Genomic DNA, 12,118 nt, shown 5'->3' on the forward strand with positions numbered 1-12,118 from the left:
TGCCGATTATCGGTGCTTTGCCAGGCGTGGCAAGTGGCTGATTGGGAAGAAAATATGCTGCATTGCAATGTGGTTTCGCCGCATGCCGCGCAGCTTGCCGCTTTGCCAGATGCTGCCATGCAGTATGGGTAGAGGTTGGCACGCCGCTTGCACTGTGGCGTGATCCCCAAGCCAGGGGGTCATTACCACCAAGGAGACTGCGATGGCAAACCTGCAACCCGGCTTTCCGCTGAAATCACGCTACGCCAACTACATCGGCGGGCAGTGGGTGCCGCCGGTGAACGGCCGATACTTCGAAAACGTCACGCCCATCACCGGCAAGCCGCTGTGCGAGATTCCGCGTTCCGACGAGCAGGACGTGGAGCTGGCGCTGGATGCCGCCCACGCGGCCCGCTTCCAGTGGGGCCATACTCCGGTGACCGAGCGCGCCATCATCCTGAACAAGATCGCCGACCGCATGGAGGCCAATCTGGCCCTGCTGGCCGAGGTGGAGACCTGGGACAACGGCAAGCCGATACGCGAAACCCGCGCCGCCGACATCCCGCTGGCCATCGACCACTTCCGCTATTTCGCCGCCTGCGTGCGCGCGCAGGAAGGCAGCCTGGGCGAGATCGACGCCCATACCGTGTCCTATCACTTCCATGAGCCGCTGGGCGTGGTGGGCCAGATCATCCCGTGGAACTTCCCCATCCTGATGGCGGCGTGGAAGCTGGCGCCGGCCCTGGCCGCCGGCAACTGCGTGGTGCTGAAGCCGGCCGAGCAGACGCCGCTGTCCATCCTGGTGCTGATGGAGCTGGTGGGCGATCTGCTGCCGCCCGGCGTGCTGAATGTGGTCAACGGCTTTGGCGTGGAGGCCGGCAAGCCGCTGGCCAGCTCCAAGCGCATCGCCAAGATCGCCTTCACCGGCGAGACCGGCACCGGCCGCCTGATCATGCAGTACGCCAGCCAGAACCTGATCCCGGTGACGCTGGAGCTGGGCGGCAAGTCGCCGAACATCTTCTTCGACGACGTGGCGGCGCAGGACGACGCCTTCTTCGACAAGGCCATCGAAGGTTTTGTGATGTTCGCGCTGAATCAGGGCGAAGTGTGCACTTGCCCCAGCCGCGCGCTGATCCAGGCGTCCATCTACGACCGCTTCATGGAGAAGGCGCTGGCCCGCGTCGCGGCGATCAAGCAGGGCAATCCGCTCGATCCGTCCACCATGATAGGCGCGCAGGCGTCCAGGGAGCAGATGGACAAAATCCAGAGCTACCTCGCCATCGGCCGCGAGGAAGGCGCCCAGTTGTTGGCCGGCGGCGCGCGCGCGCAACTGGACGGCGATCTGGCCGGCGGCTTCTACATCCAGCCGACGGTGTTCCACGGCCACAACAAGATGCGCATTTTCCAGGAGGAAATCTTCGGCCCGGTGGTGTCGGTCACCACCTTCCAAGACCGCGACGAGGCATTGGCCATCGCCAACGACACCCTGTATGGCCTGGGCGCCGGCGTGTGGACGCGCAATATCAACACGGCGTTCTATCTGGGCCGCCACATCGAGGCCGGCCGAGTGTGGACCAACTGCTACCACGCCTATCCGGCGCACGCGGCTTTCGGCGGCTACAAGCAATCCGGCATCGGCCGCGAAACGCACAAGATGATGCTGGAGCATTATCAGCAGACCAAGAACCTGCTGGTCAGCTATGGCGAGGACAAGCTGGGATTTTTCTGAGCTGGGGTCATTGGTTTGTTATGACCCGGCCGTGCTGTTGCCGAACCGCCCCCTGGATGGGGCGGTTTTTGTTTGGGGCGGCAGGAAGGGTTTGGTATTGGACGTATTTCATGAGTGGAAATTGATGGAGAAATATGCTTTTCTCTTGGTGTAAGATTGATTTTGTAATTTATATAATGAAATACATTATTTATTTACGTAAATAAATGCTATGAATGTGCGAAGGCATGCTGATTGCGTTATAGACACAAATCCAGGGGTAATCACTTCAGGCAATCTGGGCGCAGGAGGGACGAGTCCTGCGGCGCGCAAGGGCTGGCGCTGTATGGGGGCGCGAGGAGAAGATGCGGCGCTGGGTGGCGCGCTGCTTGTCGGAAGACGATGCGATGCGGCAGGCGGAGCCAAGGGCAGCCAGGCTATGGAGCGCATCCTGGGGCATGGCATAAAAAAACCGGGCCACGAGGCCCGGTTGCGGGGACGCCGATGGTTGGGACTTACCCGGCCGCCAGCTTGTCCAGTTCGTTCTGCAGTTTGACGCTGATCTGCTCCATCGCCTGCATCTTGCTGATGATGCCGGCTTCGTCGAGTTGACCGCTCTGCGCCGCGGCGGCCACCGCAGCCTCCACTTGCTGCTGCAGATTCTGCAGCGGCGCGCGCAAGGGCTGGACGGCGGCGGCGCCGAACAGGGCCGCGCCGTCGCCGTCTATCCATGGCGCGAGTTCTTGCGACGGCGCCATGGCCTGCGCTTCCTCCACGGCGTGATAGGCGCTTTGCTTGTAGATCACATGGCCCACCTTCTGCAGCGAGGTTTGCGATTTCTGCTGCACATCGCTGACCTGGCGCAATACCAGATCCGATTGCTCGGCCAGGCTGGAGAAGCGTTGGCGGAACGCCTCCACCGAAGCCTGCACCTCGCCTGCCACGCTGCCGGCGGCGCTGGCCTGCGTCTGCATGTCGTCGATCCGGGCCGATAGCGAGCCCAGCACTTCCTGCACCTGATGCGCCGTGCTCTTGCTGCGCTCGGCCAGCTTGCGCACTTCGTCGGCCACCACGGCGAAACCGCGGCCCATCTCGCCGGCGCGGGCGGCTTCGATGGCGGCGTTCAGCGCCAAGAGATTGGTCTGGTCGGCAATCGCGGAAATATCGGCCAGCGAGCTTTCAATGCCATGCCATTCCTTGGCCAGCATCTGGCTGGCCGTGTCCATGCTGGCTACGCTGCCGGCTATGGTTTGCAAATGGCCGGACAGCTCGTTCGCGCTGTTCAGGCTTTCGCGCGCGCCGGCGGCGTTGTCGCGGGTGATGCCGGCCACGGCGTCCATGGACTGGCTGATGGCGGACAGGTCGCGCTGGCTGCCGGATAGATCCTGCCGCAAGTGCGGATTGCCCAAGGCGGCCAGTTGCGACGACAGGCGGTTGCGCCGCACGAAACCGTCGTTTTCCGCCATGGTTTGAATGGCTTTGTCCACGCTGTCCAGCGAACTGGCCAGGATGCCGGGCAGGCCCTGGCTCAGCGGGCGGCGGCTGAAGTTGCCCTTGCTGATTTCCTGGAAGCAGGTGTTGATTTCCTTGAAATAGGTTTCCACCAGATCCAGAAAATCGTTCAGCTGCCAAGCCACCTTGCCGGCTTCGCCCATTGAGCGGGTGCGGCTGCTGCGGTGGTGCAGCTCGCCGCTGCAGGCCAGGTGAAGTTGCTTGGCCAGGGTGTCCAGCAGCAGGAAGGTGCGCTGGACTTTCTGCCACAGCCACCAGGACAGGCCTAGCGAACCGGCAAACAGCAGCAGGTTGACAAGGTGGCGGGGCAGACCGGACAGCAGGTAGTTGCCGCCTATGGCCAGCAAGGCCAGCATATTGATGACGATCAGGCCGGTTGCCAGCCGCGAATGCAGATAAGGCGTGGGCTTGTGGGGGGCGCTCATCCGTTGACTCCTTTGGCTCTGAGCACATCGGCGTTCAGGTTCAGTATGAAGTCCTGATAGCTGCAGCCTTTTTCCTGCAACTGTGCCAGCAGCCAGTCGCGCGAGGCGTCCGGCGCTTCTGCCTTGCCGTGGGCGGCTTCGATCTTGCGCATTTCGGCATAGATGGGTTCGATGGCGGCAATGGCGCTGCGGCTGGGCGGCCGGCGCACCGAATAATAGCCCTGAAGTTTGCCGCGCAGGTCGTAGTCCGGCGTTACATTTGCCAGCACCCAGTAGTAATTGCCGTCTATGGTGGCGTTCTTGACCACGGCGAAGAATTCACGGCCGCTTTGCAATGTTTGCCACATCAGGCGATAGGCGCCGCGCGGCATGTCGGGGTGGCGGATGATGTTATGCGGCTTGCCCAGCAGCAGGTGCTCGGGATAGCCGGATATCCGCATGAAGACGCGGTTGGCGTAGGTGATGTGGCCGCTGGGATCGGTCTTGCTGACGATCAGCTCGTTTGGGGCCAGCTGTATTTCGCGCCCCGCGGCGATGGGAGTGTGTTCCATGCTTCGCTTCTTTCTGAACCTTACCCTTTGTAGTAGTACGGGCAAAGGGGCATTGTCATGGCCTAAGCATGGCACGGCAAGCATTTATTCAATTGTTCTTTATGGAACAATAGGCAGATTTAAAACCGGGCGGCGGCATGTGCTTGCGCGGCATGCCGCCATGGCTGGTTTACAGCTTGATGATCTGGCGGGCCTGGGTCACGCAGGCGCGGGCTTCCGCGCTGAGTTTGGCAAACGCCGGGCTGGCGATGTCGGCATGATCCAGCCAGCGCACTTTGCGGGTCAGGCGGAATTCATAGCGCAAGCCGCTGGCGCTGGATGTCTGCTTCAGGTCCAGATCGAACCAGGGAGAGCGGGCCTGGCAGCTGAACGGCGGCTGGATCGGCTTGGCGCCCTGCAGCGTGACGGTGCGCTCCATGGTTTCCGGATCGCCCAGATAGACATCGGCCTGGTTGCCGTTGCTGCGGTAGTTGTCGAAATCATTCCAGCGCTTGTCCAGGTGCGGGTCGTACAAGTACAGCCCGGAAATCTTCTCCACGGCCCGGGTGTCGACGGACTGGATGCGGACCGGATAGCTGTCCGGGAGCAGGAAGCCGGTGGCGGCACGCTCCACCTTGCAGCCTTGCGGCTGGTTGCCGCTGCCGCGGCAAATGCTCTGCTCGCTGCTGCTGCTGCCTTGGTAACGGTCGCGCATGGTCAGCTCCACCAGCGGCCAGCCCGCCATCACGCTGACGCTGGAGACCAGGGCGCTGCCGTCCTGGCGCAGCACTTCATGGCGCTTGACCACCATATCGGTGGTCGGGGCCTGGCGCGGGATGCGCTCCTGGCGCACGCTGCCGTCGCTGCCTATCAGATAGGTGGCGCGCTCCTGCAGGTCCGGCATGATGCGGTCCGGGGCAAAGAACGGATTGGTGGCATCCAGCCAGGCCACTTTGCCGTCCACCATCGCGCGCACGATCATGTGGTTGACGGTGCCCAGACCCGGCAGCAACGGTTCCGGCGCGAAATTGCCGCGGAACACCAGGGCCGGCTCCGCGTTGATGCCAGCATGGCGCAGCATGGCGGTCAGCAGCGTGGCCAGGTCTTTGCAGTCGCCGTACCCATGCTGCTCGATTTCGGCCAGGGTGAACGGCACCAGGCCGCGCTCGGCCAGCCGCTGATCGTTCAGATAGCGGTAGTGGCTGTTGATGTGCTGCATGAAGGCCGCAACTTGCTGCGCCGCCGGCTTGCCTTGCTGGGCAGCCACCACGGCGGCGGCGCCCGGCGGCAGCGGGGCGGCCAGGATTTCGTTGTAGCGCGCCGCGTAGCTGCCGAAGTGCTGCTGCGGTTGGTCGCTGGTGGCGATGCTCAGCCGCGGCCAGCGGCGGATGGCGCTGTTGTCCCATTCATTGGTGAAATTCAGATAGCGGACGCCTTGTTGGTCGACGGTGATGGACTTGCCGTCGGCCGCGGCCGCCACCTGAAAGCCGTCCATGCTTTCCCCGCGCCACAGCAGCGCGCGGGGGGAGCGCAGTTCGAAATGGTAAGCGTCGTAGCGGACCGGCTCCGGGTCGAAGTCCAGCCGGTAGAGCAGCTCGCGGCTCAGCGGCGGCGCGGCGATGTGGTGCTTCACCTCGTAGCGGACCTGGCTGCCCACGGCCAGTTCGGGGAAGGCCAGCCAGGTTTGCTTGTCGCGGCTGACGCCGGCATAGGGGTTCGGCGCGGCGCGGGTTTCCACCTGCGATTTTTCCAGCTTGATCACGCGGCCGTCCTGCTGGCGCACTTCGCCGCTGACCACGTCCAGTCGGTCGGTATCGGGATAGGTGAAGTCGATGCGCGACAGAAAGTCCTTGCCGGCCGGCTTCAGGATGGTGAATTGGTTGCGGGTGGTGCAGTCCAGGCTGTTGTCGGCATTGTGCTGGCAATCGATGCTGGTCTGCAGCGCGAGCGGCGCTTCGCTGACGGGTTGCCGCGCGGCGTTGGCCGCGTGGCCGGCGCAGGCCAGCATGGCGGCTAGGCTGAGGCGGGAAACAGGAATTCGCATCTTGATGAAACCATCGGTTGGGCCGCGTCTGCTGGCGCGGCAAGGCGAGTTAGCGTAAATGACAAGGATATTGCCACGCGGCGGCATCGCTAGCCAGTGTCATGTGATGGCGGCTGCGCGGCCGGGGCGGTAGGCAGGGGTTTGGACAGGACAGCGCCGCATCGGTTGCGGCGCCAGACGGCGCAGCTGTGCACGGCTGGCGCAGACCATACTGATCAGTATAGCTATTGCGCTGCGGTGACGAAGCCTATCTTGCCGACACCGTTCTGTTGCGCGGCGGCCAGCGTCTTGGCCACTGTTTCGTAGCGCACGGCTTTATCGGCAGACAGATGCAGTTCGACGTTGGGATTGGCGGTGGAGGCGGCGGCGAAGCGGGCCGGCAGATCGGCCTCCGGCACCGGCTGGTCGTTCCAGTACAGCTTGCCGGCCACGTCCACCGTCAGCCGGATCTGCTCCGGTTTGGCCTGATGCTCGGCGGCGTGGGCGCGCGGCAGGTCCACCTGCACCGCGTTGGTCAGCAGCGGCGTGGTGATGATGAACACCACCAGCAGCACCAGCATCACGTCCACCAGCGGCGTGGTGTTGGGTTCGGCCATCGGCGCGGACGGCCCCTGGTTGAAACTACCGAACGCCATGGCCGTCTCCGGACTGGGTCAGCAGCTGTGCGTGCAGGTCGTGGGCGAAGTAGTCCAGCTCCTGCGACATCACGCGCTGGGCGCGGGTGAGCGCGTTGTAGGCCAGCACCGCCGGGATGGCGGCGGCCAGGCCGGCGGCGGTGGCCACCAGCGCCTCGCCGATCGGACCGGCTACCGCGCCTATGCTCATCTGGCCGGCGTGGCCGATATTGACCAGCGCGTGGTAGATGCCCCAGACCGTGCCGAACAGGCCGATGAACGGCGCGGTGGAGCCGATCGAGGCCAGCACGGTCAGGCCGGTTTCCTGGCGGGCGTTTTCCTGCGCCAGCACTTTGCGGATGGCGCGGGTCAGGAACTCGTCCACGCCGCAGGCCTGGCCCAGCGCGCGCCCGGCCTGGCTCTGGTATTGCTTCAGCGAATCGATGCCGGCGCGCGCCAGATTGGCGAACTGCGACTGGCTATGGCGCAGGCTGTCTTCCGCCTGCTGCCAGTTCGGCGCGTCCCACAGCAGGCTTTCCGCCTCGCGGTTGGCGCGGCGCAGGCGCCAGGTCTGCGCGCCGCGCACGATGATCAGGTACCAGGTCAGCACCGACATCAGGATCAGGAGCATGAACACCGTGATCAATACGGCGTCCCCTTGTTGGAATACGGTGAGAATGTTCATGAGCGGATCGATTTCAAAGAGAATTCAACGGGAACGACAAAGGTGTAGGCGATCGGTTCGTCGCCGCGCTTGGCCGGAATGAAACGCCAGCGTTTGACGGCGGCCAGCGCGGCGCGGTCCAGCCGAGGGAAGCCGCTGCTGTCCTGCACCGACACGTCCAACGGCAAGCCCTGGGCGCTGACATGGACGCGCAAGCGCACAGTGCCGGCTTCGCCGTCCTCCTGCGATTGCGAGGGATAGGCCGGCGCCGGATTGTTCAGATAGCCGCCGCGCGCCAGCGGCTCGGTGATCGCTTGCGACTTGCCTGCGCTGACGGTTTGGCCATCGGACTTCGGTGCGTCGCTTGCTGCCGCGGCCGCAGGCGCGCTGATGGCTTGGGCCGGCGCAGGCGTCTCGCTGGACATCTTGCTGGTTTGCACCGGCAGCGTTTTGGGCGCGGGCTTGGCCGGAGCCGGCTTGGCTTCGGCCTGGCGTGGCCGGGATGGCTGAGGCGTTGCCGGGGGCGAGGCCGCGGGCCGGCTGGGCGGCGCCAGCGCAATCATGTCCATCCGCGCTAGGCGCGGCGGCGTGATGGGCGCTTGGCGGGCATGCTGCTGATTCAACAGCCACAGCGCCAGTACGTGCGCCGCCAGTACGCCGCCCAGGGTGGATAATTGCAGAATTGAGGCCGACTTCATGTTGTCGATGATAACGCAAACTATTCTCATTTTCTACGGTGAGCCGATTCTGAAGGCTTGCCGATGCTTGCAATCGGTACAATCGCCTGCATATTGTGGACAAAGGCCGGCAGCTCGCCGGCCATCATCTACTGGAATCCAAACATGCAGCAGTTCGACGGAACCACCATTGTTTCCGTCCGTCGCGGCGAGCGCGTGGCGCTGGGCGGGGACGGGCAAGTGACCCTGGGCAATATCGTGATCAAGGCTACCGCGCGCAAGATACGCAAGCTGCACGGCGGCAAGGTGCTGGCGGGCTTCGCCGGTGGCACCGCCGATGCCTTCACCCTGATCGAGCGCTTCGAGGCCAAGCTGCAGAAGCACCAGGGCAACCTGCTGGTGTCGGCGGTGGAGCTGGCCAAGGATTGGCGCACCGACCGCATGTTGCGCCGGCTGGAGGCGATGCTGATTGTCGCCGACAAGGATCACACCCTGATCATCACCGGCAACGGCGACGTGCTGGAACCGGAGCAGGGCATCGCCGCCATCGGTTCCGGCGGCGCCTTCGCCCAGTCCGCCGCGCGCGCGCTGTTCGAGAACACCGACCTGGCGCCGGAAGTGGTGGTGAAGAAATCGCTGGAGATCGCCGGCGACATCTGCATCTACACCAACCACAACCACCTGATCGAAACCCTGGGCCCGGACGACGCGGCCTAATCCCGAATGCAAGACCCGGCCATGCCGGCCGGGCGGAGAACGTCATGACGCAAATGACCCCGCAGGAAATCGTCCACGAACTGGACCAGCACATCATCGGCCAGCACAAGGCCAAGCGCGCCGTCGCCATCGCGCTGCGCAACCGCTGGCGCCGCCAGCAGGTGGCGGAGCCGCTGCGCAGCGAAATCACGCCCAAGAACATATTGATGATCGGCCCCACCGGCGTCGGCAAGACCGAGATCGCCCGCCGCCTGGCCAAGCTGTCCGGTGCCCCCTTCATCAAGGTGGAAGCCACCAAGTTCACCGAGGTCGGCTATGTCGGCCGCGATGTGGACACCATCATCCGCGACCTGGTGGACGTGGCGATCAAGGACACGCGCGAAGCCGCGATCAAGCGCAACCGCGTGCGCGCCGAGGATGCCGCCGAAGAGCGCATCCTGGACGTGCTGTTGCCGCCGGCCCGCAAACCGTCCGGCTTCTTCGCCGAAGAGCCGGTGGCTGTGGAAAAGCAGGAAGACGGCGCCACTCGCCAGAAATTCCGCAAGATGCTGCGCGAAGGCAAGTTCGACGATAAAGAGATCGAACTGGAAATCGCCGCGCCGGTGGCGCAGATGAATGTGATGGCACCGCCGGGCATGGAAGACTTCGCCAGCCAGCTGCAAGGCATGTTCCAGGGCCTCGGCGCCGGCAAGAAGCAAACCGCCAAGATGAAGGTGGCCGACGCTTTCAAGCAGCTGATCGATGAAGAGGCTGCCAAGCTGGTCAATGAGGAAGAGCTGAAGGCCGAGGCGCTGAAGAACGTCGAGCAGAACGGCATCGTGTTCATCGACGAGATCGACAAAGTCACCAGCCGCGGCGAAGGCCACAGCGGCGCCGACGTGTCCCGCGCCGGCGTGCAGCGCGACCTGCTGCCGCTGGTGGAAGGCACCACGGTGTCCACCAAGTACGGCATGGTGAAGACCGACCACATCCTGTTCATCGCCTCCGGCGCCTTCCAGCTGTCCAAGCCGTCCGATCTGATTCCGGAACTGCAGGGCCGCCTGCCTATCCGCGTCGAACTGTCGTCGCTGTCGGTGGACGACTTCAAGGCCATCCTGACCAGCACCAACGCCTGCCTGACGCGCCAATACCAGGCATTGTTGGCCACCGAGGGCGTGGAGCTGGAGTTTGTCGAATCCGGTATCCAGCGCCTGGCGGAGATTGCCTGGCAGGTCAACGAGAAGACCGAGAACATCGGCGCCCGCCGCCTGTACACGGTGATGGAGAAGCTGCTGGAAGAAGTGGCCTTCGACGCCAAGTCCGGCCCGTGCAAGATCGACGGCGACTATGTCGACAACAAGCTGGGCGAAGTGGCCGAGCGCGAGGATCTGGCGCGCTACGTGCTGTAATGAAGAGAGGCGGACTGCGGTCCGCCTCATCACATATATATAGATAGAGAGAGCGGCGACCTTCATGGTCGCCGTTTACCTTTTATATAGATTGATTCAACTTGCTGCTGGCGGTGGCGATAGGTTCGAACGCCTCCGGGTGTTGGCGCAAATACCACTCCTTCACTTCTTCGTGATTCAGGCTGAGGAAACAGTTGACCCCGGGCAGGCGCAGCATCGGCGGCACCGTCACCATATGGAACACGGCGAAGAACAGATAGACCGCATCCAGCGACCAGCGCGATAACAGAATACCGGCCAGCGCCGGCCCCAGCATGCCTCCCAGCTTGGCCACCAGCACATTGATGGCGGACACGCGCGCGCGATAGGCTTCCGGCACCGCCAGTGTGCGGTGCGTCTGGCCGATCAGCATGGTGATCGACAGCAGCACGCCTTCGATGCCGAACATCGTCAGCATCAGATACGGATGATCGGTCAGCGCCACCACCAGGAACACCGCCGCCAGGGCCCACATGGCGAAGGCGCGGGCGCGCGGCCGGCTACAGTATTGCAGCAAGCGGTGAGTGAACCACAGCGAGCCGACCAGCAAGCCGCCGCTGGCGGCCGCTTCGCAAGCGCCCAGCCAGAACGCCGGCAAACCCAACTGGTGCAGCTTGATCGGTAGCAGCGTCACCACCATCGGAATATAGGCTGTCATCATTAATAAGCCCCACAGCGCCCAATTGCGCTCCAGCGGGATGCGCCAACGTATGCGCAGGCCGACGCGAATCTGGTCGATGAAGCTTTCCGCCTGGATGTGCTCGCGGTTGCGCGGCGGGATCTGGATGCGCAGCGCGCCAAGTGCGGCGATGGCCAATAATGCCGCGTAGCTGCCCAGCGCCAGCCAGGCTGGCGTGAGCGCCATCAGGCTGCCGCCCACCACGGGCCCGATCAGGTTGCCGACGGACTGGGAGCTTTTCTGCAGCGACAAGGCATCGGACAGTCTGCCTGCCGGCACCAGCTCGGAGGCGATACTCAACATGGATGGAATGACCAGGGCCCAAGCGAACATCGAGAGAGACTCGCTGGCCACCACCCAAGCCAGGCGATAGAAATTGAACCAGGCCATCGTCGCCAAGGCCAGGCCGGACAACATGGCCAGCGCGATGCCGCAGGCGATGACGCGATTCTTGGGGAAGCGGTCGCCCAAGGGGGCGGTCAGCGGCAGCGCCACCAGCATCACCAGCGCGGTCAGCGCGCTGAACCAGGCCATATCATGCGCGCCGCCCACGCTTACCACCCACCAGCTGATGCTGACATAGCCGGCGCCCATGGCCAGGCCGCTCAGCACATCGCTGAGCATCAAGAGATGGAAACCAGGAGGCAGGCCACGTAATCGGTGCTTTAGAGAGATATTCATGGCGCGCTCCTTGGGGGTGAGGGCATTTGATCCTATCACGAAATGACATCGTCACAAAATGACCATCTCAAAAACTGTCTCCCAGCTGCTCTGGCAGAAAATTCATCAAATTTGGAGTGGTTTTTGAAAGTTATCTGGGCGCCTACTCAGGCTTTGCCAGCGGTTTTCGCAACATTCCTGCCCTCATGCCAAAAAATCCTTCAAGTCGATAGTGTTGAAAATCAATCGTTTATGGAGTTTATTATTGGAAACCTGCATTTTTCTCAAAAAACCTGTTGACCGAGGGTGAGGGCGCAGGTATAGTTCGTCTCCTCAGCTGACGCAGCGAACGAAACCAGCCGAACGAAACAGGTTCCGGCGGCGGTCGCAGCGAAGGCACTGCTCTTTAACAGAACGAATAACCGATAGGTGTAAGTGCTTGGCGAAAGCCAAATACTTGCACTGCAAGAGATAGGAAATAC

Annotated in this window: 10 protein-coding genes; 3 read left to right on the forward strand and 7 right to left on the reverse strand. The window is 63.3% G+C overall.

The genetic code is table 11. The features are described 5' to 3' along the window. The first annotated feature begins 202 nt into the window (after positions 1 to 202). Positions 203 to 1,708: an aldehyde dehydrogenase gene (gene adh / locus C2134_RS07730; RefSeq protein ID WP_103318926.1), complete on the forward strand. Its 1,506-nt coding sequence runs from the start codon at positions 203 to 205 to the stop codon at positions 1,706 to 1,708. Between the two features lie 494 nt (positions 1,709 to 2,202). Here the strand turns inward: adh and C2134_RS22105 are convergent, their stop codons facing one another. The 6 genes from C2134_RS22105 to C2134_RS07760 all read right to left on the reverse strand — a co-directional run bounded on the left by C2134_RS22105 (position 2,203) and on the right by C2134_RS07760 (position 8,174). Next, positions 2,203 to 3,624: a methyl-accepting chemotaxis protein gene (locus C2134_RS22105; RefSeq protein WP_103318928.1), complete on the reverse strand. Its 1,422-nt coding sequence runs from the start codon at positions 3,622 to 3,624 to the stop codon at positions 2,203 to 2,205. Next, a complete protein-coding gene (locus tag C2134_RS07740; protein ID WP_103318931.1) occupies positions 3,621 to 4,175 on the reverse strand; it encodes a PAS domain-containing protein in 555 nt (184 codons plus the stop codon). The genes C2134_RS22105 and C2134_RS07740 overlap by 4 nt, the downstream gene beginning before the upstream one ends. Positions 4,176 to 4,344: 169 nt before the next feature. Next, positions 4,345 to 6,198: a DUF3857 domain-containing transglutaminase family protein gene (locus C2134_RS07745; protein ID WP_158248719.1), complete on the reverse strand. Its 1,854-nt coding sequence runs from the start codon at positions 6,196 to 6,198 to the stop codon at positions 4,345 to 4,347. A 224-nt stretch (positions 6,199 to 6,422) separates the two neighbouring features. After that, positions 6,423 to 6,833: an ExbD/TolR family protein gene (locus C2134_RS07750; RefSeq protein ID WP_103318935.1), complete on the reverse strand. Its 411-nt coding sequence runs from the start codon at positions 6,831 to 6,833 to the stop codon at positions 6,423 to 6,425. Then, positions 6,820 to 7,497 (reverse strand): MotA/TolQ/ExbB proton channel family protein, encoded by a 678-nt coding sequence (locus C2134_RS07755; protein WP_103318937.1) that lies wholly within the window; start codon positions 7,495 to 7,497, stop codon positions 6,820 to 6,822. The genes C2134_RS07750 and C2134_RS07755 overlap by 14 nt, the downstream gene beginning before the upstream one ends. Next, positions 7,494 to 8,174 (reverse strand): energy transducer TonB, encoded by a 681-nt coding sequence (locus tag C2134_RS07760; protein ID WP_103318939.1) that lies wholly within the window; start codon positions 8,172 to 8,174, stop codon positions 7,494 to 7,496. Before C2134_RS07760 ends, C2134_RS07755 begins: the two co-directional genes overlap by 4 nt. Positions 8,175 to 8,318: 144 nt before the next feature. On the opposite strand from C2134_RS07760, the gene hslV reads away from it, so the two are divergent. Together hslV and hslU are read left to right on the forward strand one after the other, a co-directional pair. Further along, entirely contained in the window at positions 8,319 to 8,870 is a 552-nt protein-coding gene (gene hslV, locus C2134_RS07765; RefSeq protein ID WP_043630155.1) for an ATP-dependent protease subunit HslV, read from the forward strand. Between the two features lie 44 nt (positions 8,871 to 8,914). Continuing rightward, positions 8,915 to 10,258, forward strand: coding sequence for an ATP-dependent protease ATPase subunit HslU (gene hslU, locus C2134_RS07770; protein ID WP_103318941.1), 1,344 nt, complete (start codon positions 8,915 to 8,917; stop codon positions 10,256 to 10,258). 82 nt (positions 10,259 to 10,340) lie between these two features. Here hslU and C2134_RS07775 read toward each other — a convergent pair whose 3' ends face one another. Then, positions 10,341 to 11,657: an MFS transporter gene (locus tag C2134_RS07775; protein WP_103318943.1), complete on the reverse strand. Its 1,317-nt coding sequence runs from the start codon at positions 11,655 to 11,657 to the stop codon at positions 10,341 to 10,343. Positions 11,658 to 12,118 lie beyond the last annotated feature (461 nt).

The sequence above is a fragment of the Chromobacterium sinusclupearum genome (genome assembly GCF_002902845.1).
Classification (GTDB): domain Bacteria; phylum Pseudomonadota; class Gammaproteobacteria; order Burkholderiales; family Chromobacteriaceae; genus Chromobacterium; species Chromobacterium sinusclupearum.

What these genes read in the sequence shown, in the direction of transcription:
- adh (WP_103318926.1), top strand. Translation starts at nt 203, where the DNA reads ATGGCAAACCTGCAACCCGGCTTTCCGCTGAAATCACGCTACGCCAAC.
- C2134_RS22105 (WP_103318928.1), bottom strand. Translation starts at nt 3,624, where the DNA reads ATGAGCGCCCCCCACAAGCCCACGCCTTATCTGCATTCGCGGCTGGCA.
- C2134_RS07740 (WP_103318931.1), bottom strand. Translation starts at nt 4,175, where the DNA reads ATGGAACACACTCCCATCGCCGCGGGGCGCGAAATACAGCTGGCCCCA.
- C2134_RS07745 (WP_158248719.1), bottom strand. Translation starts at nt 6,198, where the DNA reads ATGCGAATTCCTGTTTCCCGCCTCAGCCTAGCCGCCATGCTGGCCTGC.
- C2134_RS07750 (WP_103318935.1), bottom strand. Translation starts at nt 6,833, where the DNA reads ATGGCGTTCGGTAGTTTCAACCAGGGGCCGTCCGCGCCGATGGCCGAA.
- C2134_RS07755 (WP_103318937.1), bottom strand. Translation starts at nt 7,497, where the DNA reads ATGAACATTCTCACCGTATTCCAACAAGGGGACGCCGTATTGATCACG.
- C2134_RS07760 (WP_103318939.1), bottom strand. Translation starts at nt 8,174, where the DNA reads ATGAAGTCGGCCTCAATTCTGCAATTATCCACCCTGGGCGGCGTACTG.
- hslV (WP_043630155.1), top strand. Translation starts at nt 8,319, where the DNA reads ATGCAGCAGTTCGACGGAACCACCATTGTTTCCGTCCGTCGCGGCGAG.
- hslU (WP_103318941.1), top strand. Translation starts at nt 8,915, where the DNA reads ATGACGCAAATGACCCCGCAGGAAATCGTCCACGAACTGGACCAGCAC.
- C2134_RS07775 (WP_103318943.1), bottom strand. Translation starts at nt 11,657, where the DNA reads ATGAATATCTCTCTAAAGCACCGATTACGTGGCCTGCCTCCTGGTTTC.